Origin of the sequence: Anatilimnocola aquadivae (assembly GCF_049819085.1) — a bacterium.
Lineage (GTDB): Bacteria > Planctomycetota > Planctomycetia > Pirellulales > Pirellulaceae > Anatilimnocola.
On the sequence record NZ_CP187419.1, the window covers coordinates 1,023,306 to 1,044,663 of the forward strand.

Annotated in this window: 17 protein-coding genes; 7 read left to right on the forward strand and 10 right to left on the reverse strand. The window is 58.4% G+C overall.

Annotated features, from left to right (window positions below):
• Positions 1-4 precede the first annotated feature (4 nt).
• Positions 5-325, forward strand: a complete 321-nt coding sequence (locus tag NA78x_RS04055; RefSeq protein ID WP_425617140.1) for a hypothetical protein — start codon at positions 5-7, stop codon at positions 323-325.
• Positions 326-527: 202 nt separating this feature from the next.
• Here the strand turns inward: NA78x_RS04055 and NA78x_RS04060 are convergent, their stop codons facing one another.
• From NA78x_RS04060 to NA78x_RS04070, 3 genes are read right to left on the reverse strand one after another with little or no spacing between them, the layout of a single operon-like run.
• Positions 528-3,818, reverse strand: coding sequence for a protein kinase domain-containing protein (locus tag NA78x_RS04060; protein ID WP_425617141.1), 3,291 nt, complete (start codon positions 3,816-3,818; stop codon positions 528-530).
• A gap of 3 nt (positions 3,819-3,821) precedes the next feature.
• Positions 3,822-8,126, reverse strand: coding sequence for a serine/threonine protein kinase (locus tag NA78x_RS04065; protein WP_425617142.1), 4,305 nt, complete (start codon positions 8,124-8,126; stop codon positions 3,822-3,824).
• Positions 8,123-8,782 (reverse strand): sigma-70 family RNA polymerase sigma factor, encoded by a 660-nt coding sequence (locus NA78x_RS04070; protein ID WP_425617143.1) that lies wholly within the window; start codon positions 8,780-8,782, stop codon positions 8,123-8,125. The genes NA78x_RS04065 and NA78x_RS04070 overlap by 4 nt, the downstream gene beginning before the upstream one ends.
• A gap of 311 nt (positions 8,783-9,093) precedes the next feature.
• On the opposite strand from NA78x_RS04070, the gene NA78x_RS04075 reads away from it, so the two are divergent.
• The 6 genes from NA78x_RS04075 to NA78x_RS04100 all read left to right on the forward strand — a co-directional run bounded on the left by NA78x_RS04075 (position 9,094) and on the right by NA78x_RS04100 (position 15,372).
• Positions 9,094-11,778 (forward strand): hypothetical protein, encoded by a 2,685-nt coding sequence (locus NA78x_RS04075; protein ID WP_425617144.1) that lies wholly within the window; start codon positions 9,094-9,096, stop codon positions 11,776-11,778.
• 236 nt (positions 11,779-12,014) lie between these two features.
• Positions 12,015-12,347, forward strand: a complete 333-nt coding sequence (locus NA78x_RS04080) for a hypothetical protein (RefSeq protein WP_425617145.1) — start codon at positions 12,015-12,017, stop codon at positions 12,345-12,347.
• Positions 12,348-12,505: 158 nt separating this feature from the next.
• On the forward strand, positions 12,506-13,201 hold the full coding sequence (locus NA78x_RS04085; protein WP_425617146.1) for a hypothetical protein: 696 nt from the start codon (positions 12,506-12,508) through the stop codon (positions 13,199-13,201).
• Positions 13,202-13,521: 320 nt separating this feature from the next.
• The gene (locus tag NA78x_RS04090; RefSeq protein WP_425617147.1) at positions 13,522-14,283 is read left to right on the forward strand and encodes a hypothetical protein; all 762 of its coding nucleotides are present in this window, start codon (positions 13,522-13,524) and stop codon (positions 14,281-14,283) included.
• A gap of 177 nt (positions 14,284-14,460) precedes the next feature.
• Positions 14,461-14,859: a hypothetical protein gene (locus NA78x_RS04095; protein ID WP_425617148.1), complete on the forward strand. Its 399-nt coding sequence runs from the start codon at positions 14,461-14,463 to the stop codon at positions 14,857-14,859.
• 147 nt (positions 14,860-15,006) lie between these two features.
• Positions 15,007-15,372: a hypothetical protein gene (locus NA78x_RS04100; protein WP_425617149.1), complete on the forward strand. Its 366-nt coding sequence runs from the start codon at positions 15,007-15,009 to the stop codon at positions 15,370-15,372.
• 51 nt (positions 15,373-15,423) lie between these two features.
• Here NA78x_RS04100 and NA78x_RS04105 read toward each other — a convergent pair whose 3' ends face one another.
• The 7 genes from NA78x_RS04105 to acs all read right to left on the reverse strand — a co-directional run bounded on the left by NA78x_RS04105 (position 15,424) and on the right by acs (position 21,090).
• Positions 15,424-15,870, reverse strand: a complete 447-nt coding sequence (locus NA78x_RS04105; protein WP_425617150.1) for an SRPBCC family protein — start codon at positions 15,868-15,870, stop codon at positions 15,424-15,426.
• Between the two features lie 38 nt (positions 15,871-15,908).
• Positions 15,909-16,697: a type VI secretion system accessory protein TagJ gene (locus tag NA78x_RS04110; RefSeq protein WP_425617151.1), complete on the reverse strand. Its 789-nt coding sequence runs from the start codon at positions 16,695-16,697 to the stop codon at positions 15,909-15,911.
• Between the two features lie 153 nt (positions 16,698-16,850).
• Positions 16,851-17,333, reverse strand: coding sequence for an Hcp family type VI secretion system effector (locus NA78x_RS04115; protein ID WP_425617152.1), 483 nt, complete (start codon positions 17,331-17,333; stop codon positions 16,851-16,853).
• A gap of 354 nt (positions 17,334-17,687) precedes the next feature.
• Positions 17,688-17,954, reverse strand: coding sequence for a hypothetical protein (locus NA78x_RS04120; RefSeq protein ID WP_425617153.1), 267 nt, complete (start codon positions 17,952-17,954; stop codon positions 17,688-17,690).
• A 12-nt stretch (positions 17,955-17,966) separates the two neighbouring features.
• Positions 17,967-18,830 (reverse strand): 3-keto-disaccharide hydrolase, encoded by an 864-nt coding sequence (locus tag NA78x_RS04125; protein WP_425617154.1) that lies wholly within the window; start codon positions 18,828-18,830, stop codon positions 17,967-17,969.
• A 28-nt stretch (positions 18,831-18,858) separates the two neighbouring features.
• Positions 18,859-19,098: a hypothetical protein gene (locus NA78x_RS04130; RefSeq protein ID WP_425617155.1), complete on the reverse strand. Its 240-nt coding sequence runs from the start codon at positions 19,096-19,098 to the stop codon at positions 18,859-18,861.
• A gap of 42 nt (positions 19,099-19,140) precedes the next feature.
• Positions 19,141-21,090 (reverse strand): acetate--CoA ligase, encoded by a 1,950-nt coding sequence (gene acs, locus NA78x_RS04135; RefSeq protein ID WP_425617156.1) that lies wholly within the window; start codon positions 21,088-21,090, stop codon positions 19,141-19,143.
• Positions 21,091-21,358 lie beyond the last annotated feature (268 nt).

Here is a 21,358-nt window from a genome sequence, read left to right on the forward strand (position 1 = left end):
AACCATGTTCGTACTGACCCTGCTTACAGGGTTTGTCTTGCAGTCTGGCATTTCGGTGTGGGAACATCGACAGGCCCAACGAAGAACGAACTTCGCCTGTGACGTCCGCGCGCTTGTGGGCGGTTGCCAAGAGCTTGATCCGAGATTCGCCCCCTGCTTGCTGAAGTATGTGGAGCGCCGCATTGCGACGGCCCCCGAGGCCTCCCTGCTAACGCCCCGCCAGCAGCGTCAACTTTCGCAGCTCATTGAGTGTGAGCGGGTGCGGCAACGACGGGTGGCCCAGAACCTGGAAAGCAACCGCCTGGTGGTCGCTCGCGACGAATGAGCCTAGGCAAGCATCTTCCTGTTCCTCGCCGTAAGTCTTCTCTCGGGCCGAGTCGCTGGGGAAAAGTGGTTCACTAACCAGGGAGGTTTGTGAACACGACCTGCAGTATCTCTCGGCTGCGGCGCGCCTGCGCGTTCACAAACCCTGCCCGTTTGTGAACACCCGGCTATCTCGCCCACTCAGACTTACGTCGACTTTCCTGTCAATTCGAAGTCGCCCCGTCTGAAGTCTCTGGTGCTTTGGCGGGCATTGTCCGGGCAACGCGAAAGCCGAGCGATGACATCCGACTACCGATGCCGTAGTACGGCTTGTAGGCCGACCGCAACTGAGACGGATGGGCGAAGTGCGATCCGCCGCGCAGATAACAGACCGAGGCAGTCGTAATTTCTTGGGTGGTCAGCCGAACGGGTACGCGAGATTGGCGAGAGGTGAGTAGATACAGGTCGTGAGTCCATTCGCTCTCGCTGCCGAGCATGTCGAACAGGCCGAACTCGTTGGGCTTTAACGCCCCCACCGGCCAGACCTGCCCATAGGCGTCCATCATCGACCAACCGTACTTTGGCAGCAACGCATCGGACGATCCGTAGTAGCGCGGTGTGATGGTGTTTGCCCGACAAGCATATTCCCACTCGATGTTGGTCGGCAGCCGATAGCCGGTCAGCTTGGTGGCGTCCGGCTTGATCGTCATCCCCGGAGCATAGTGCTGGGCCGATGTCGGCGCGTAGCACCATTCGTCTTGGGGAATGAGTTCCTGCTTGCTGAGCCAGTTGCAATAAGCGGTCGCTTCGAACCAGGTGAGGAAGCCGCAGGGCGTATCTTCGGCGCTGGTTGTCTTGCGATCGTCGAAGACGGAGAAGTCCGGGTAGTCAGCCGCGAAGCGTCTCATCTGAGCGCGCGTCACTTCGTGAGCGGCAATGGCAAAGGGGCGCTCAATCGTGACCTGCTCGACCGTTTCTGTTTCCAGACGATCGAGTTCTGTCTCGGGAGAACCGACGGTGATGGTTGCCGGCGGCAACACCACCATGGTTTGCCCCTCGGGAGTCAGGAACCAGTTTCGCTGCTCGCCGTCCGGTGATTTCGGATTCGGTTGCAGTGGTACCCACTGTTTAGCCTGCGTCGTGCGTAGTCGCTCCGTCGCCACTTCCATTCGCTCACCTTCACCCCACGAGCGCAGCAGCCACTCGGCGGCCGCGCGCAGGCCGGCATCGGGTTCGGAATCCCAGGCGGCAAGCAGTTTGGGGATCAACTGGCGTCGCTCGACCGCCGGCAACTGCGCTTCGGTGAACTCGCCGAGCGTGAAGAGCAAACCGCGACGGATGGAGATATTGGGCTCGCTTTTCCAACGAGTCAGGATGATTTGCGGCGTCCCTCCGCGCAGGCTCAGCCAATGAATGAAGTAGCTTCGCGCGCGGGGATCGTCAGAGTGCTTGAGGATGGGCCAGGCTTGCTCTTCGGCACCCAAGTGGCAAAGGGCGATCGCAGCGCTCGCTCGCCGCTTGGCCAAGTGTTCTTTTTCGAGTTCCGTCGCATCGGCGGGTGGCTGCTTCGCCAATTCAGCGGCCACGAGAGTCACTGCCGACTCAGGGCTGAGTTGCGCGAGCAAGATTGGAAACTGAAAGTGTTCGGCATCGGCCAGCAGATCGACGAGTACGGCGGGCTGTTCGGCGGCGAAATCGGCCAGGGTTTCAGTCGCCAACAGGCGAGGCTGTTCGCGCTGCAGTGAGTTGCGATAGATGCGGCTCAAAGGCTCCAAGAGTTGCTCGTGAGCGGGACGCAAGGCTTCTCGCCAGGCCACATGGTCGGCCGTTTGCCGCGTCACCAGATGTTCGGCCACCAGCGGGCTCACCTGCCGCCAGCGTTTATCTTGCGGCGCATAGGTTGCCAAAGCACAAGCCGCCTGAAAGCGAGGCTGAGCGGCGTGCGACGTGTTTAGCGCGACCTGCCAGAGCGGTTCGACTAGATCTTCGCGGTAAGGAAGCAGCGCATCGCGAACGACAGGAAACTGGCTCGCCGAAACCAGCGGCAGTTGATCCCGTAAATAGACAACCTGCGAGCGATCGACCGGCAACAAAGCCAGGGCCAGCCGCAGTCGTTCGCTTGAGCCTTGCGACGCCTCGCTCAACTGAGTGTTGAGCAACGGTCCTGCCCAGCGGCGGTAACCGTTGATTCGTTCGATCACGCCGGGCACTTGTTGCATGTCGGCTGTTCTCAGTTCAGCGACCAACCCTGCGGCGCGGGTGGCATTTAGGCGCTCGAGGGAAACGAGCGTGCCGACAGCTATGCCCACGAGTGCGAGCAACAGAAACACAAGCGAAGTGCCCACGAAAGATCGCCGCCGCTGGCTCCAGAGCCAAAGTCTTTCAACGGGTCCAACACGACGAGCTCGGATGGGCCGCCCTTGCAACCAGCGGCCCAGATCATCGGCAAGCATCTGCGCCGTGCCATAGCGGCGATGAGGTTCTTTTTGCAGGCACTTGAGACAGATGATTTCCAGATCGCGCGAGATGCTTGGGTTGAGTGTGCGGGGCGAGACGGGAGCATTTTGAATCACTTGCAACAGTGTGTCGGCCTGCGATTCGCCCACGAAGGGAGCACGCCCGGTCAGCATGGCATAGAGAATCGCTCCCAAGGAATAGATGTCGGTCGACGGCAGAATCAGGCGATTCTTGCCGGCTGCCTGCTCGGGAGACATATAGCCAGCCGTTCCCAGCACTTGCCCTGTTTCGGTCATCGTCCCGCCGGTCGAATCGTCGTTCGACCACAACCGTTTGGCCAGGCCGAAGTCGGCGATGCGCGGCGCTCCGTTGGTCGTCAGCAACACGTTGGCGGGTTTCAAATCGCGATGAACGATACCGCGGCTGTGGGCATAGTGCATGGTTTCGGCAAGTTGCCGGACAATCTCTGCGGCACGGCGACTGGCAACCGGCTCGTCTCGATTGAGTTTCGCGAGGCTGCCCCCGCCCAAGTAATCCATCGTGTAGTAGTGCTGGCCTTGGTACATGCCCACTTCATGTACGGCGACAATGCCGGGATTGTCCAGCTTGGCAGCAGCACGCGCTTCGGCTTGAAACCTCAATACTTGCTCTTCGGAAGCAAGCTGGCCAACCTTGATCAACTTCAGCGCGACGATCTTTTTCAACTTGCACTGGCGAGCTTTGTAAACGACTCCCATGCCGCCGGTGCCGAGCACCTCCAGCACTTCGTAGTCGCCGAAGTATTGCACCTTCGTGCCGGAATGCAGCGCAGCGCCCCGGCTGGAGCGACTTCCCTCCAGGCTAAAACCTACAGGATTGAAACTCCGTGGCGCGGCAGCTTGCTCGATCTTGCCGACGTCGGCAAAGAAGTCGCGTAGCTCGGCGGCAAAGTCGGGATGCCGATCGAGAAATGCGGCCTGATCGAGCGGCTCGCCGCGATCTTCCGCCTGGTAGTACTCGGCAATGAGCTCATCGAGCTGTTGTTCACGCAGGCCGCGCTCGCTGGTGGATTCAGTCATGCGTCACTTCGGCTGCGCGATCTTGTTCTGCAGCAGCGGTTGCGGGGCTGGAGCAAGCACACGGTCGACCTTGGCGCGAGGCTGGACTTCCAGACTCAAATCGGCAGAGAGCGTTTGGTCTTCGAGGGAACAGCCCAGATCGAGCCCGCGCAGCCACTCGGTGAAGGGAAAGCGATAGTCGGGCGGGACGGTCACTTCGTCGTACAACGACGAGGCGGTCCAACGGTCGCTGCACCAGTGATTGCCGTGCGTTTGCCCCAGCGGCGAATCTTCACGCGCAAGTGTCAGCCGGCCATTGAGTGGGCAGAGCATGCGGGCGGAGTGAATCGATTCGAGCGCGGGCAAGACTTCCGCTGGCCGCAAGCAGAACTGTTGCATGGTCAGTTCGAGAAGTGCCGCCTGTTTGGCCGATGCGCGCCGCGCTTCCAGGTAGGTATAGGCTTGGATGTACGGTTCGATCTGGGTTCCTTGCAGCGGCTTGAGTTCGAACCGCACCTGCTTCTTCTCCGAGGTGTTCTCCCAAGCATAAGCCTGCTTGTTCTGCAGATCGCGACGCGGTGAGCGAACTTGAAAACCTTCACCCTTGGGCACTTCGACTTTCTTTATGGCCGTGCGCGGGGATGTGGGGAGATTGAAGAACCGGTTCATCAAAAAGAGGTAGCCGCCAAACAAGTTTTCGACCGTCAGAAGCGCCTGCGCATCGGAGGCTGGGCCTCCCATTTCGCCCGCGAGATTAAAGAGCGTGCTTAGGCACTCGGCATCGACGTGATCCATGGCCAATTGCCAGTTTCCCCCTGCAAAGGTCTCGCCTGGTCCCATCCCCTCGACCTGCAATTGGCCATCGACAAGGCGGAATGACAACGAAGTATCGTGAATGCTGGCGAAGCCGAGAAAGGGCATGTTCTGTGCCGTCCGCAACGAAGCGCGCAAACTGAGAAGTTCTCCAGGCGGACCAACGATCCTTCTTTTCTGAGGCGTAGAGAGGGTGTCTTTCACTGCGGCATACGTGTCTTCAGCAAACGGCGTAATCGCAATCTCCACTTTCACCTCTTCTCGGCCGGCCGCATTGGGTCGATGCGAGACAACGACCGCCACCGGGTCCATCATGCGGTATTCGCTGCTGTACCGTTCGACAAAACTTCGATACTCGCTCAATTCACTCCGCGTGATTTTATCCACCTGCATATCGCAAATCGGAACGTACGTCCCCGGCACGCCGCGCAGCGAGTCTTCGGCCCGTTCAGGAGTTAGCAGGGCATGGGAACCGTCGCTGCGGTCGGAGAAGTTCGTCGGTAAGAATCCGTGCTCGATGAAGGGCTTCACGCCGGCAACTGGCAAGCTCTCGCCACGAGCAGCCAGGCGGGCAAGTTCCAGGTGTTGCACGTCGGCGCTTGCCTGGCGACGACGTCCCATTTCCACCTGATAGTGAGGGCCAATCACGCGTTGAAAGAACGGGTCGGGCATATAGAGAAACACATCTTGGGCATCGTCCAATCGCACTTTCGAGCGCGCGTAGCGAAACTCTGGCAACGACGCCAAGTTGCGATTGCCGCGACTGCTTTCCAGAAACCGACGAACGAGATAGGTCGAATTCGTGACGAAATGAAACTTGCCACTCACGACGTGATACGACCGCAGCCGCTTGTCGCTCGTGGAGAGGAGCGAAACCTCGCTCCCCTCAATCATGGCCGGCGTCTCGGTCGCTCCCCAAGACTCTAGTTCGCTCAAGGCTCGCGCTCGCTGCTCTTGCAGCAGTCGGTTCAGCTGAGCTTCGTCCTTGGCCTGAAACAGCACTCCGACCGCGGCCCCCTCGTCAAAACAGGTATCGCCAAACACGACGGCCATGTCGGCCAGGCACGCCTTGAGCGACTTTTGCGCCTGGTCATCAATCGTTAGCGCGAGTTGGCGTTCCAATCGTTCCCGCACGGGCTTTTCCACTCTCCCTGGAGAAACGATCTCGCTCAAATCGCCACCCCAGCCCAGCAGCAGGTCGCGGAACCAGAGATAGTTCTCAAGCGAGTGACAGCGCAGATAGACGCAATCGTCCGGAACATGCGAGGCAATCGATTCGATGGCGACTTGCGCCGTCGGCTCAGGAAACGCCACCGAAGCAATGCGAGGAGGAAGAGGCAGGGCCTCGCTCAGAGGTTCGACGGCAATGTGCGCGAACGTATTTCCCTCGCCGAGCGCTGTCTTGACGGAAGCAAACCCCAAGAAGGTCCCCACGGACTTTTCGAAGTAGCGTTGCAGCTGAGAGGCATCGTCATTGCTGATGGGCAGCGGACTGGCGGCAGGCAATTCCATTCGCCGCGCGAGCATGTCGTGCAGGTAGGTCTTGATCAAACGGGCTTCATCGTTCAAGGGCTCGTTCGGCGGTCGGGTATAACGGGCCCACCAATCGCTCCGCAGTGTGTCGCCGTCGACTGCCTGATCGGCTGAGATTTCGCGGCCCGCTAAGAGCACGCGGTTTCCGTAGCGCAGATCAATCCGTAGCGGCATCTTGGCGGGAGTTAAAAATGAAGCCGTGAGTTGCCGGATCACGCCGCGAGTGGTTCGCGGTTGTGGTTTTGCTCCGGCTTCTGCGTCCAACAAATCCAGCTGATAGGCCGGATAGAACACACGACCATCGGCGGCAGAGACACGGCACGCCCAGTCCGGGCGAAACTCGATGCCGCTGTTCGCTGGAAAATGGAGGGCAACTTCGACGACATCAATTTCGTTGCTAGACGCCCTGCGCGATTGGATCTCCATCTCTGCGGGTGCATTAGCGACGACGGGAACCGGAGCGACGGGCGGTGGATCTTGGGCAATTGGCTGTGGAGTGGTAGCGGCCAGTTCTGATGCCGGCGGCAGAACTGGTTTGTTTGCTTCTACCTTGCGTAGCTCTTCAGGCGGGTTCGGGTTTTTCTCTGCCGGTGGTGGTTGTGCCGGATCGCTCGCCTCAAGCGAGCCGACGCGTTGCGAAGCGGGAGCGAACACGCCACTCACAACACCGATGATCGCCAGCGTAAGCACCAGGGCGAGAGCACCGAGCGCGCTTACGGCCCAGCTTCGAAGGTCCGGCGGAAAGACAAGGGGATTGTTGCCTGTCGAGAACACCTGTGGTGGTTCTACGCAGGGTGGTTCCTCGATCGGGTAGACAGGAGGGATCAAAGGTGGAGGTATTGGTTCCCCTTGCAAGACCGCTATGTCGGCGACAACCTCGGCCATGGAACCGTAACGGTCGGCGGGATTCGCTGCCATCATTTTGAGACAGACCGCTTCGACACCGGAATGATCGGCCAATTCGGGTCGCAGTTGTAGGGGAGGCAGAGGCTCGCCAGCACGAATCTGCAATATTACTGATAAAAAGCCGCCGTCGTAGGGCAAGCGGCCGCAGAGCAGTTGATAGAAAATGACGCCCAGGCTGTAGACGTCCGTCGCGCGGCCAATCAGCTCGGGTTTGCCTTCCAATTGCTCCGGCGACATGTACGCCAAGGTTCCCACCAGCATGCCGGATTGCGTCAGCAGGGTCTCGCGCATGTCGAGTCGGCGCGCGAGCCCGAAGTCGGTGAGGATCGGCTCGCCACGGTCATCGAGCATGACGTTCGCGGGCTTGAGGTCGCGATGAATGATGTCGTGACGATGAGCTTCATCCAGGGCCTCGGCCAATTGCCGAATCAACTGCAAGCTGCGCGGCACGGAAAACACTTCGCCGCGAGCAATTGCTTGAGCGAGGCTTTCGCCATCGATGTAGGCCATGCTGAGAAAGTGGACGCCGTCGATGGTTCCCACGTCAAAGATGGGACAAATGTGCGGATGCCGGACCATGGCAGAGGCCCGGGCCTCGCGGCGAAAGCGCTCGATGGCGGCCGACGATTGTTGCCCCTGAAACCGCGGTGTCTTTAGAGCGACAAAGCGATCGAGGGCGGTGTCATACGCGAGGTGTACGGCACCCATCGAACCTTCGCCCAACATCTCCTGCAAGAAATAGCGACCGAATTGCACCCCCGTTACGCTCTGCTTCGAGACTGCGGTCAGCGGATCAACTTGCAAGGGACTGCAGCCGACATCGGCCAAGGTTGGCTGGCCACTCAAGGCATCAGCCGTGCTCCTGGCGCCGGCATTTTCTCCCGGCGCAGTGGGCCCCGTGCCCAAGTACTCGAGCAAGTTGGCCATCTCGAGGAACTCGCGCAGCTCGGCTTCGGCTTCGGGATGGGCCGAGCAGAAATCAGCGAGTTTGACGACTTCCCCACGGTCGATCCGAGCCAGGTAGTCGGCCAGAAGTGCGTCGAGCAATTCGTCGTGTTCATTCTGGGCAGTATTCACGGCCGTGGCTCCTCGGCAGCAGGCGGCATCACCGAAGAGTCCGTCGCCGACGGAAGAAAATGGCCGCGGAGCGACTGCAGGCCCCGCTTGAGCAGGCCAGCCACCGACGGGTGCGACCGCTCCATTTGCAGAGCGATATTGTCCAGCGATTGCGACTCAAAGTACCGCAGCCGAATGGCCTCGCGCTGATCGCTGGGCAAGCTATCGAGGGCATGAATCAGGTGCAGAATGATTTCTGCCTGCATCAAATTGCCGCTGGGTGTACTACCGGAAATCGCTGCGAGTTGGGGCCCGTTACTATCGGTGAATTGTCGTTCGCGATTGGTCGAACGCTTTTGTGCCAGGATGTGCTCACGCGCCAGATTTTGCACCACGTGTTCGTGCACGGTACGCAGCCAGGCGAGAAACTCTGGCCGTTGGCTGCCGCGAAATTGCTCCAGCGAACTGAGCGCGCGAACGTACGTTTCGTGGACGATATCGGAAGCGTCGATGCGGCCGCTTAAGCGGGCATCAGATTGTCGCACCGCGAGCATGTGCAAGAAATCGCGGAGCGGCTCCAGCAATTCGCCCTTCGCCTCACGATCACCCGTTTGGGCTCGCGCGAGCAGCGCAGCGAAGTCCGACGAATCGTTGGCGGTCATGTCCATTGTTGTCATTGCAACCTTCGCCAGATGAGCATCTACGGCTAAGCGAGAGGTGTTCGGCCACTTCTTAGGCACGATTCTCACCCAGTCGGAGCGGTCGAGCACACTGATTTTTTCAGAAATCTGTGGATTTTCCTCGGCATCGCGGGCGCAAGTGCCCAGCCGCCAACGATTTGAGAAAACTGGTGCGAAAAAAGCTCTGGCGATGATTTTTCGCGCCTTAGGCCGCTGCCGAGGGTGCCTTTAGTAGGCGTGGGAACTGCCGGACATTCCCGTGGCAATCCTGGCAGCGACTTTACTCCTCATAACCAAGGACACATTCCATGACGAATCTCCATCGCTGGTTTTTCAGGGGAGTCGTTGCTCTTTGCGGAGTCGCGAGCGCTGCGGTAGCGGCGGAACCGACCGTATCGTCAAAGGCATTCGTCGGTGAGCCGTTCGGCGTGGGAGAAGTCGTGATTGAGTATCCCGTCGACTCGCCACCAGTCTGGCATGGCGACCGAGGCCCTCGCATTCAATCGCTGGGTGCGCCGGTCCACTATCCCGCCTGGATCGCCGAATACTCGAAATCACCCGAACTCCAAACGCTGAGGATCCTGTTTCTGTTTCAAGGCGAGCAGCCTCGCATGGTGGAGGTGCATGCCGCCGGAATCGTCTCAACCAGGTTGACTCCCCTTCAAGACGCCGACGCAAGGACACAACTGCTGAAGAAGTGGTGGACAACTTACAACAAAGCGACTCCCCTGCAACTCGATTCAGGCCCAGCGACACAGGTGAAGAACTACCTGCGCTCGATGTTGTCGCGGCGGTTGAATCAGCCGCGCCCGGCACAAGAGGCGGCACCGTCTTCGCTTGACCAACTTCCTTTGGATCGATTTCTCAACGATAGCCTGGGCCTGCTCATTGGTTCGACGTCGATCCGCACCGCACTGCAAAACGAGCGAATGCTCGCCTTGCCCAGTGCCGTGGAGACGGCGAACCTGCCCCTTCCCCAAGCCACCTCGCCTCCAGCAATCCCCTTGCCAGAGAAGCTCAAGCCAGAAACCGTGGTAGAAGATATCGCGTTTCATACTCCCGCTGAGTGCTTTTACGTACGCTGTCAACGATTCTCCGACTACCTCTGGCTGCGGGACTTGATCGATGCCTGGGGCGGGACCGTCGACAATCTGGTGGCGCAAGAATCGTTCGATTGTGGCTTGCGGCGCCGCGTGGAACGACGCCTGGCGCTATCGCCCAACGAAGAAGCTCGTGCCGTCTTGAGTGACGCAGTGTCGGACTTTGCGGTGATCGGCACCGATCTGTTCTTTCGCGATGGTCCTTCCGTCGGCGTGCTGTTTGAGGCCAAGAAAGACCGCGAAGTTGCGGCTGTTATTCGCGGCCAGCGAGATTTGATTCGGGCGGAACTGGGTGCGCGGGAGACCGAGGTGCAGTTCGGCAATCACAGGGCCAAGCTGCTCACCACGGCAGATGGTTCCGTCCGTTCGTTCTATGCAGTGGCTGGCAAGTATCACCTGGTCACCACTTCGGAGTGGATCACCCGGCGATTCTTCGAGTGCCAGCAAGGCACGGGCTCGCTCGGTGGTTTAGACGAGTTTCGCTATGCTCGCCAAAAGATGCCTGTCAGCCGTAACGACCAGGCGTTTATCTATCTCTCCGATCCGTTCTTTCGCACCTTGGTCGGTCCGAAGTATCGCGTCGAAATGACGCGGCGGGCAGCATCGCTCGCCGATCTGCAGTTGTTGGAATTGGCGCGACTCGCGGCCGCTGGTGAAGGTCGCAAGCTATCGAGCGTCAAGGAACTGCGGGACGCTGGTTTTCTGCCCCAGGGATTTGGCGCGCGAGCTGATGGCAGCAGCGCCGAAATTGTAGCGGGACATGTGCGTGATTCGCTGCGTGGGGCGACGGGAGCATTTCTGCCCATTCCCGATGTCCAGATCACCGGCATCACCACCTCGGAGGCACACGGCTACCAAGACTTCGCCCGGGAATACCAACAGCAATGGCGGCAGATGGATCCCGTCACGGTGGCGATCGCGCGCAAGCCCGGTGCGGCGGGGCGCGAGGTCGTGTCGTTGGATTTTGTCATTACACCCTACGCCGTTTCTCACTATGGCTTCATGGCCTCCTACTTGTCGGCGAGTAAACAGCGTGTGAGCGCGGGCCAAGACATGCTCGCGGTGATGGAAGCCACCACGGCGATTCCATGGTTCGATGGGCTAACGATTTTTGCCGGCGTGAAGGATCTGGCGATTCCCGTGGAGATCAAACGCGGGCAGTTGGTCCCCCACAGCGTTGTCCACTCGTTCAGCGACTTTCTCAAGGGTTGGAAGCAACCTTTCGTGGGTTTTGCCGCGAAGGATCCGCAGCGAATGGAAGAAGTTCTCGCCATGCTGAATGCGCTGGCGGAACTTCAACACGACAAGCCGGATGTGAATGGCTACATTCAAATCAAGCCCAAGGAACCGGGCCGGCCATCCTTTTATCTCGATTTGATTCGCGCGGGCCGACTTCAAAAGCAACACGCCGTGTATGGACTGGAGCGCGCCGACCTGGAGGCGATCACGCCCGATTTGAAACTCGTCGATGCGGAGCGCCCGGCTCAGATTCGACTGCGAGTTGGCGATTTGCGCGACACTAACTTCGCTCGCGCGGCCGACGCGGCTGGCTATCTCGGCGCGCGTCATCTCTCGGCGGTAAACTCGCAGCTGATGTGGCAATTCGATCAACAATTGCGAGTCAGCCCCGGACAGATTCCCGCAGCAGCAACCGGCGTGTTCGGTGGCAGGCCCCTCTGCCCGCTCGGTGGCCAATATCAACTGGGAGACGGCAAGCTCAATCCATCGCTTTGGTCGAGCACAGCCTGGGAGACCAAGAGCATTCAGCAGGTCAATCGTGTTCCCCCGGGGTATCGCTACCCCTTCACCACCTGGCTGCACGAATTGAGTATCGACTTCAACATCAGCCGCACCACGCTTTCGACGCATCTGGAACTGACCCTGCACCCGTGATAGCAGCGCACTGTCGCTCACCTCCGTCGTCCAGAATTGTCAAATTACGCCCGCACGACCGCTCTGCAGCCGGGCCGTCGGGCTATAATGGCACGTTTCCCGAGCGCTCGGCGGCCACTGAGGTAGAGAGAATCTACCGGGCAATTCCAGCCTCGCTCGTGGCCGACGCGTCCGTAGAAAGCGACCCAAGCTGCATGTCGAAGCGACCAACCGGAGGTCCTCCCAGGAAAACGCCCGTGAGCAGAACCACCCACGGGACGCCGATTCGCTTCGTCTACATGCCGGACCTGAACCTCGCCATGAACGAGGTCAATCTCGACGACTACAAGAATTTTGTCGTCCGCACCGACTACGTTCCTCGCGAAGGGGAACAAGTCATGGCCATCACGGCCGAGATTCTGGTTGTCGCCGAAGTGGCTCATCGCCTGAGCAAGTATCCCGACGCTGGCGGCGTGGTCGATGTCGAAGAGATTCTGGTCGTTGTCGTCCCCATCGAAGCCTACAACCGCGATCGGGACGATGATGAAGATGACGACGACGATGAACCCGATGGCGAAGAAAACGCCTGATGCGCAGCCGCGAGATGAGTTCGTGGAATCGTTGAACTCCCTGGCAGCGGTTACGCGTGTTACCACAAGCATGTCGATTGACTGCAGGTCTCATGCTACGCTGGGCGAGCCATTGAACTCATTCGCAGTTTGAGTGTCTTCTTTCCGGCGGAGGAAATGTGTTCGCCTACTTGAAGAAGTATCGCGATGGAATGGCCATTGCAGGCATCCTGGCGCTGATGGGTGCGGCAATCTGCCTCTACTTTTTGCCCGGGGCACGATGGCGTGCAAAGGCGCTCACGACGGCACCGCAGCAGATGACGGTGCGCGATTTGGCCGAGCGCGGCGCGGGTGAAAATCCGTATGTGACCGTAACCGACTTCACCTGCGGCAGCGGCTATGTCTTCCAGATTAGAACGCACCAGGCGAACACTCAGCCGCTTCACGAGAGACCTGGTTCCGGCCAGGCTTGGATTCCGTTGTTTCCCAAGCAGCCACGTGAGCTGGTCGAGGCATCGCCGGAGCCTACAAGCATTGTCGTGCTGCTGCAAACAGCTTCGACTCTCGGTAACGCGACCGATTTTCATTTGCTGAGTCGACGGGCGTCGATGACCGGACTTGTCGTACCGTATCGTCGTACCAGCATCACCGGCGAAATCGGCAGCAAATTGAAAGATGGGTATCCCGACACGAACTTTGACCGCTGTTTCGTTTTGGAGCAGTACGAGAAGGGTGGCAAGGATGACGCGATTCTGTTTGGCAGCGTTCTTCCTGTCGGCGCAACGCTGGGAATCGTGTTCGGCCTCCCACTTTTGGCCCTCGCAGCTTACGTAAAGCGAGTCCAGCGGGCAGAGGCCTCTCGCATACCTGCATAGCATTGATTAGGCCTGCAATAAGTGATCCCGTGTTTTGCGAATCGCCTTGCATGGCTAGATCGTCGTTCCCCTATCTGGTTCTAATTAGTGGCAGCTTGATGCTGCTTTTCCTTTTGGCTATCGCGGCCTTGTGCTGGCAAAGGTCGCGCCCGGTCCCAATTGTATTTGCACCGTTGGCGACGGCTGAGCCAGAACCTCATTCCTTGACGAACGGATTCTTGACGAGTGAAGAGGCTGTTCGCTTTGCGCTCGAGAAGTTCGCGGCCGAGCAACGCGAAAATGGAAGTTGGCCGTCAAGTTCGAATGCTAACGAAACAGAAATGACCTCGTTGATCCTGTTGGTCTACGCTGGCGCGAGCCAAACGCATCGGCACGGTAAGTATCGTGACGTGGTTCAATGTGGTCTGCAATTCCTGCTCGATACGGCCCAGGTCGATGAGGAACCTGCGCCGCGCGGGTTGAGCTTCGGCGATCACGAACATGCAACTCGCCGTCAAGCCCTAGCAACGCTGGCAATCTGCCGCCACTACGCGATGACCAATGACGACCGGTTGCACGTTGCTGCGCAATTGGTCGTCAACGAACTGTGCGAACGTGCGCACTGGCCAAGCGAGCAGTCGACTACAGACAAAAAATTGGAACGACGCGAAGCCGCGTTCTGGCAGATGGCAGCACTTAAGGAATCACACCTGGCGTACCTCGAGGTATCTCGCGATTGCATCTCTGCGACCGTTGACTGGCTTAGCGATCACGCACATTCCACGTCGCAGCCGTCCCACGTTACAGGATTGGTTTCGGAAGAAGCCACTGACCGCACAGGATTTCGCAGCGAGCACTTGCTGCTGAGCGTCGGCAACTACCAAAGCCAATCGCTCTTGGAGCAGTATTCACTCGCCCAAGCGTTGCACGACTACCGAGATGTACTGAGTCCACTGGCGCTGCGACGATTGCAAGAAGATGTCCGCACTAAACTGCGACCTGATACTGATCGCGCGGAGACCGCGCTCCGCATTTTGATTCTGCAAACTCGTCCGCCACGATTCCTGCAATCGGAAGTAGAGGACGACGATTTCCCCCTTTAGAGCAACCGTCCGCCGGGCACGAGGCTCACGCTGTCCTTCCTCAGGTGTAGCGACTCACCAAAACATGCTAGGTTGAAACACGGTAGGTTGTTTCGTCAGGATGGAACCACAGGCGCAGCAGCCGGCGATGGCCAGCGGGTTTACCAAATTCTTTTCATGTTCGTTGGGGAGCTCGCTATGTTGTTCGATCGTAGTTGCAAGATGGTTGCGGCTGGTGCGTTGTTGCTGGTGTCTGTGCTGGGAGCAGCGGCTCAAGCTGCCGAGTCGGTAACTGTGCCGATGGTCACCAAGGTCGCCTTCGACTTGACGAAGGGTGCCGTCATGGAAGTGACCGGCGAAGTGCCGACGGGAGGCTACACCGAGCCGATGCTGGTCAAGGTCGAGTATGTGAAGCAGCCTGACGACGGCATTCAAGACTTCAACTTTGTCGCGAAAAAGCCTGATGGCATCGTGACGCAAGTCGTCAGCAGCATCTCGGCCCGTCATGACTGGAAGGGCGAGATTCCTGCTTGGGTGAAGGGCGTGCGGATTCATGGCACGGCGGGCGGCATCAAGACCGTGAAGCTCGATCGATAGTGCCCGTTGCTGTCGCAAGGTATTCTCGCCACGCGAGGCAAGATTGGGGCGAACTTACCAACCGCCGGTGTGTCTGCTTTGCATCACCCGGCGCGTTCGGTCGCCTCATTCATCAGCTACTCGGTGGTTCCTTGTTCCACAACGTCCATGAAACTCGCGACAGAAAACAGCAACTCGATCACGGTCGCCGCGAAGCTCGCCCCCGAGGACGTGGCCTGCGGTGATTTCGTGGCACTGCTCAAGACTACCTTCGAGTTGCCGTCCTATATGTGGGACGTTGCTCAGGGAATGCTTCCCGTTGACGAACTGGTCCGCCTGCAAATGATTCCCTCCGACGCCGGAGTGCCACTCAAGGTCTTTGCCGTCTGCCTGCCGTTCGTGTATGTGAAGACAGCCGACGGGACCGTAAAGACGCTCGACATGCGACGCGAGCAGATTGTTCGCCTCGATCACGACTGCGGCAAAGAGGTCTGGGATGAACTGAAGCCGGGGAAGAAGAAACAGCATTGCTAATAGCAAATACTCGCCGGGCGCTCCGGCTTCCGGCCCCGGGATAGTGTGGCCTTACCCCGGAATCTCGGGTTCCACTAATAGCGCCAGCAGCATTAGCGACTCTTGCCAGCCGAGGCAGCAGGCTTCGGTGGGAATGACGGCCGGAATGCCCGATTGAACGATGTTCACTTCGGTGCCGCAGCTGACTTTTTTCAGCGTGATGGTGGTTTCCATTTCGCCGGGCAAGTTCGCATCGTCGAAGCGATCGGAGTGGCGAATCCTTTCGTTGGGGACAAGTTCGAGATACTCACCGCCAAACGAATGGCTATTGCCGCTGGTGAAATTGGTAAACGACATCTTGTAGCTGCCGCCGACGCGCACATCGATTTGATGGACCTTGCCCGTGAAGCCATGCGGCGGCAGCCACTTGACCATCGCGTCGGCATCGAGAAATGCCTTGTAGACTTTTTCGGGAGACGTACGCAACACCCGCTGAAAACGAACCGTACCGGTCGACATGTTTTTTAGGATCCTTGGAAAAGGCTTGTTCGTCGGGCCTATTGTTCTGCCGTAAAGGTCCGGATTTCAAGCAGGCCGATGTCGCTCTCGCCGACCATCAGCAAGTGCTGGCCCAGGCCGCGTACGGGACCGTTTTCGATCTGTACCCAGTCGGTCAACCGGCCGAGTTTCGCCTCGTCGTTATCGGCGGCGCTCGAACCGGGATAGAGCGCAGGCAGATAGCAGCTGCGTTGAATACCGTCGGTCAGCGTGAGTTTCGCCGCGGCCCAAATCAGATCGCGCGGACGTTGCGGCGGCATGACGGAGAGAGACTGCACTTGCTCCCACGGCACCCAAACGTAATCGCGCATCACCATCACTTCAAGAATCGGCGACAGCAGATCGTCGGCATTCTTCAGTCCACTGACCGGATTGCCGTTGAGTTCACCCTTCAGCACTTTTTGCTGAGCGGTCGATTGCTCGAGCAACGCCGTAGCTGCAGCGCCGTTGCCTTCTCGCAGTTTACTGATGGCATCGAGGTGCAAACTGAGGAACGCAGGTTGGTCGATGAAGGTCTCGGGCTTCACACCCTCGCTGAAGACTTTTTGACGAGTCTTCTCGGCGGCAAGCAAGTTCTGATAGACCTGCACTCCCCACGCAGCCTGAGCTTCTTGCACCGAGAGCGCGTCAAGCTGCTTGTTCGCGCGGTCCCAATCACCGGCAAAGCAGAGCAACTCAAAGAGGAACGTGCGGGCGCGAGTATCGCCCGGCGCGCTCTTCACTTTTTGCGTTTGCGCCTCGATGGCTCCCTTCAAGTTACCGGAATCAAAGGCCTGTTTGGCATCCATGAATGAGGACTCTGCAAAGTGAGGAGATGAGCTCGCGAGCAACAGAAGCGATGCGAAAAATGTTCCCACAAACGAAAGCAGGGGGCAACAATGCCCCCCGCATTTGGTCTCGCTGAAGTTGGGTGGCGACAAGGCCGCCACCCGTCAGCCAGACTAGACCTTTTTGTTGGCCTTGACGTCCCAACCCATTTGGCCGGCCTTGGTGCCCGAGCCGTCTGGCTTTTGCTCGTGGTATTCGACTTCGTACTTGGCGAAGTTGAGGCTCAGATTTTCGCTGAGCACGTCGCCGTGGCCCGAACCCGAGTGCTGAATGCTGGAGACCAAAATGTCGGTCAACTTGATCTTCAAGTATTCGAGCGGCTTTTCACCAGCTTTGCGGACGGTGATCAGACCGTCAGGAATGTGTTGGCCGCTGGAGCAGGCAAACATCAGTTTGCAGCTCGACTTGTCGAGATACTTCGAGATCGAAATGTCGTGTACGTTGACCTTGCCGGCACCGCCACCACCACCCGCGCCACCCGAGCCCTGCTGAGTCAAACCCCAGCTGAACGATTCGATGTGAATTTCGTTCTTGTGCTTGTCGTCCTTCGATTCGCCTTCGATCCCGTTCAACTTCAGAAACATGTCAACAGCCATCGCTCAGTCTCCCTTAATCTAAAACTTAGAACTTTGTGATTTGATCGCCCCGAACCCGTCTTTTGTTTTCCGTGTGAGGCTCTTTACAACACTATTCTCGGAGTGGCCCGGACAAAGTTGCGTGGAAAGTGGAGAAAGATTTGGGAAGGGAGTTCTGGGAGTGATCGGCGTGGCTGTAAGTCGTTTTGGGATAGATGGTTGCGGGCTCTTGAGGACGAGGCACGGGAGGCGAGAGACGTGGGGGGAAGACCGGAAATGCGAATAGAATTCGCGGTATGAAGAGGCAGCAGAATAGGCTATCGCAGCGGTGTCATTTAAACGTGACGTTGCCCCAACGGCTGCCCAATACTCCATTTAATTCTCGTCGCTTAGAACAACAAAAATCTGGTCGCGATCGAACACCGCCGGGATCTCATCGATATCGAAGTCATGAGGTTCCAAACCAGGAGTGTCCTGATTGATCCAAACAGCATCAGGGCGACCAGCCTGATCGCGAGAGAGATAGCACTCGAAGACTTGGTAACGAGTACCATCCCGAAGAACGAACTCGATACGCCCCGAGTTGTCGTCGTCCCACTGGTCGACGTAGTCTGCTAGGCGGTTCGAGAATAGCTTGGCCATTGGGTGGACCGTTTACTTCGCTTCCTCTTTCTTCTCTTCCTTCGGTTTGTCGTCAGCCTTCTTCTCTTCAGGCTTTTTATCATCAGGCTTCTTTTCTTCAGGCTTAACCTCTTCCTTCTTCTCTTCCTTCGCCTTCGGTGGTTGGCCGACGAGCGGGTGAATGTTTTCGCGCACCCAGATGTTGCGGAAGCGGACCGGGTTGCCGTGGAACTGAATGTTCAGCGGTTCCTTCTCGGCGTGCTTCGAGTACTTCGGCGGCGCGATGTACGACGTGCCACCTTGCAGCTCGTAGTGGTTGTGCAAGAGCACGCCGTTGTGCAGCACGGTCACATAGGCGGGCGAAGCCACGCTGCCGTCGTCGTTAAACTTCGGAGCCGTGAAGATAATGTCCATCGCTTGCCACTCGCCCGGCTTGCGACTGGCGTTGACCATCGGCGGTTGCTGCTTGTAGACACTACCGCACTGGCCGTCGAAATAGGTTTCGTTCTCGTACGAATCGAGCACCTGCACTTCGTAGCGACCCATCAGATAAATGCCGCTATTCCCGCGGCCTTGCCCCTTCCCCTTCACCTCGGCCGGCGTGGCAAACTCGACGTGAATCTGGCAATCGCCAAATTTTTGCTTGCTCGTCAGGCCGCCACCCTTGGCCGTAGCCACACCATCGGCAATTTCCCACTTATCGCCGCCGTTGAACGCATCGAGATTCGTCCCATCGAACAGCACGATCGCATCGCTCGGCGCCTTGTCAGGCTGAGCGTCGACAATCGCCGGCATCGGCCAAAGGATGCCACTCTTGTACTCGTCGACCCACATCGCGCCGGCGACGAGGGAGAAACACGAAACGAGAACGGCGGGAAGGATGTATTTGAGTTTCATAAGTGACTTTCGGTTCAGTCGAAATGAGTTAGTTGCGAACGGCGAATATGGAACTGATCATGCCACCAATGATGGATAATGCAATCAAAGAAAACAGCGACATTAGAGATGCTCGGCGATACCACTTGCCACGAGAGGTCAGCAGGTCAGGTTGCGATAACAGGACGAGAGGTTGAATGCCAACGCGATCGCTACACATCAAAATGTGAAATAAAACTGTTGCCGCGAACAGTAGCAAGACTACAGCTTGCCCCAGATAGGAAAGCATTGCTATTCCTGCCTTCGTCCCCGAAAAAAGCGTGCTGGAAATTTACTCCTCATCCCCGCGGATCTTCGCGAGCACGCTGTAATCTTCCAGTGTACTCGTGTCTTGCACCGATTCCTTACCGGCGGCGATATCGCGCAGCAACCGCCGCATGATCTTGCCGCTGCGAGTTTTCGGTAGCGAACCCGTGAAGCGAATATCGTCAGGAACGGCCAGCGCGCCGATCTCTTTGCGCACATGCTGCTTCATGGCTTGCTTGAGCGCGTCGTTGGCCTCGCCACTCTTGAGCGTGACGAACACGACGACCGATTGCCCCTTCAGTTCGTCGGGACGACCGACCGCAGCTGCTTCGGCCACGTTTGGGTGACTGACGAGCGCACTCTCGACTTCAATGGTACTCAGGCGGTGACCGCTGACGTTGATCACGTCGTCGATGCGACCCATGATCCAGTAATAGCCATCGTTGTCTTGCCGGCTGTTATCGCCAGTCAGGTACTTGCCCGGAACCTTGGTCCAGTATTGCTGCACGTAGCGATCGTCGTCGCCCCACAGACCGCGCAGCATCCCCGGCCAAGGCTGACTAATGCACAACATGCCACCCTGATTTTTGCCGACTTCCTGCAAGTTGTCATCGAGAATCGCCGGCACAATGCCCGGCATGGGCTTGGTGCAACTGCCGGGCTTGGTCGCGATGGCTCCCGGCAGCGGGCTCATCATGATGCCCCCCGTTTCGGTCTGCCACCAGGTATCGACGATGGGGCAACGTCCGCCGCCAATCTTGTGGTGATACCACATCCACGCTTCGGGATTGATCCCTTCGCCGACTGTGCCGAGCAATCGCAGGCTGCTCAGATCGTGCTTATCGACGTGATGATCGCCCCACTTAATGAACGCGCGAATCGCCGTCGGCGCGGTGTAGAGAATGGTGACGCGATGCCGCTCGATGATGTCCCAGAAGCGATCTTCCTGCGGCCAGTTCGGGGCCCCTTCATACATGACCGTCGTGGCACCGGCCGCGAGCGGTCCGTACACAATGTAGCTGTGACCGGTCACCCAGCCGCAATCGGCGGTGCACCAGTAGATATCTTCGTCGCGGTGATCAAAAACCCATTCGAAGGTCTTTTTCACGTACAGGTTGTAACCGGCCGTGGTGTGACGAATCCCCTTCGGCTTACCGGTCGAACCGCTGGTGTACAGAATGAACAGCGGATGTTCGCTATCGAGCTTTTCGGCAGGGCAATCGGCCGAAGCTGTTTCGACCAGGTCGTGCCACCAGCGATCTCGCCACGACTTCATCGGCGGGTTGTTGCCGGCTCGCTTCAGCACCACGCAATGTTCGACCGTCGGCGACTTATCCAAAGCAACGTCGACCGTTTCCTTTAGCGGCAACAACTTGCCACGGCGCCAGCCTCCGTCAGCGGTGATGACAACCTTAGCTTTCGCGTCGTTGTTGCGGTCCGCAATCGCTTCGGCCGAGAAGCCGCCAAACACCACGCTATGGACCACGCCAATTCGCGCGAAGGCCAGCATGGCGATCGCTAGTTCAGGAACCATCGGCATGTAGATGGTCGCGACATCGCCTTTGTTCAGGCCGAGCCCCTTCAGCGCGTTGGCGAACTTGCAGACTTCGCGATGCAGCTGCGAGTAGGTGAGCGTTTTCTGTTCGCCTGGCTCCCCTTCCCAAATCAGGGCAGCTTTGTTTTTGCGCCAAGTCGTCAGGTGACGATCGAGGCAGTTGTAGCTGATGTTGGTCTGGCCGCCGACAAACCACTGGGCAAACGGCGGCTGCCAATCGAGCACCTTTTCGTAAGGCTTGAACCAGTGCAGGTCCGTTTGAGCCATATCTCCCCAGAATTTCTCCGGGTTTTGAATGGACTCGTTGTAGAGTTTTTCATACGCAGCGAGCGAGCCAATGCTGGCCTGGGCCTGAAACTCTGCACTGGGAGGAAACTGCCGATCTTCCACCATCACCGAATCGATCTGACCACCACTCATCGCCAACCGCCCTAGCTGTTGCTGAAAAATTCCGAACAAGTCCGTGAAGAGGCTTTTTTGCGGTTCGCGATCCTGCGTTCCGCCGTCGTTAGGGTGGTTCTGGTGCCGTAAACGTCCGCGCACCGCGACTCCAAACGAATCGCAAATTCTAGGCTCGCGTGCCTCGCAATGTCAAACTTGGGTGCCCGCCCCTTCCGCCCCCGCCCCTTTCTCCTTCCCACCCCTGCCTCCGCCCTCTTCCCTTCCGCTCCCGCCCTCTTCCCATCCG

Bases quoted from the DNA above. Each gene is read 5' to 3' on its own strand.
- acs (WP_425617156.1), bottom strand. From the start codon at position 21,090: ATGAGTGGTGGTCAGATCGATTCGGTGATGGTGGAAGATCGGCAGTTT.
- NA78x_RS04100 (WP_425617149.1), top strand. From the start codon at position 15,007: ATGAAACTCGCGACAGAAAACAGCAACTCGATCACGGTCGCCGCGAAG.
- NA78x_RS04055 (WP_425617140.1), top strand. From the start codon at position 5: ATGTTCGTACTGACCCTGCTTACAGGGTTTGTCTTGCAGTCTGGCATT.
- NA78x_RS04110 (WP_425617151.1), bottom strand. From the start codon at position 16,697: ATGGATGCCAAACAGGCCTTTGATTCCGGTAACTTGAAGGGAGCCATC.
- NA78x_RS04090 (WP_425617147.1), top strand. From the start codon at position 13,522: ATGACCTCGTTGATCCTGTTGGTCTACGCTGGCGCGAGCCAAACGCAT.
- NA78x_RS04115 (WP_425617152.1), bottom strand. From the start codon at position 17,333: ATGGCTGTTGACATGTTTCTGAAGTTGAACGGGATCGAAGGCGAATCG.
- NA78x_RS04075 (WP_425617144.1), top strand. From the start codon at position 9,094: ATGACGAATCTCCATCGCTGGTTTTTCAGGGGAGTCGTTGCTCTTTGC.
- NA78x_RS04105 (WP_425617150.1), bottom strand. From the start codon at position 15,870: ATGTCGACCGGTACGGTTCGTTTTCAGCGGGTGTTGCGTACGTCTCCC.
- NA78x_RS04095 (WP_425617148.1), top strand. From the start codon at position 14,461: ATGTTGTTCGATCGTAGTTGCAAGATGGTTGCGGCTGGTGCGTTGTTG.
- NA78x_RS04130 (WP_425617155.1), bottom strand. From the start codon at position 19,098: ATGCTTTCCTATCTGGGGCAAGCTGTAGTCTTGCTACTGTTCGCGGCA.
- NA78x_RS04125 (WP_425617154.1), bottom strand. From the start codon at position 18,830: ATGAAACTCAAATACATCCTTCCCGCCGTTCTCGTTTCGTGTTTCTCC.
- NA78x_RS04070 (WP_425617143.1), bottom strand. From the start codon at position 8,782: ATGACAACAATGGACATGACCGCCAACGATTCGTCGGACTTCGCTGCG.
- NA78x_RS04060 (WP_425617141.1), bottom strand. From the start codon at position 3,818: ATGACTGAATCCACCAGCGAGCGCGGCCTGCGTGAACAACAGCTCGAT.
- NA78x_RS04120 (WP_425617153.1), bottom strand. From the start codon at position 17,954: ATGGCCAAGCTATTCTCGAACCGCCTAGCAGACTACGTCGACCAGTGG.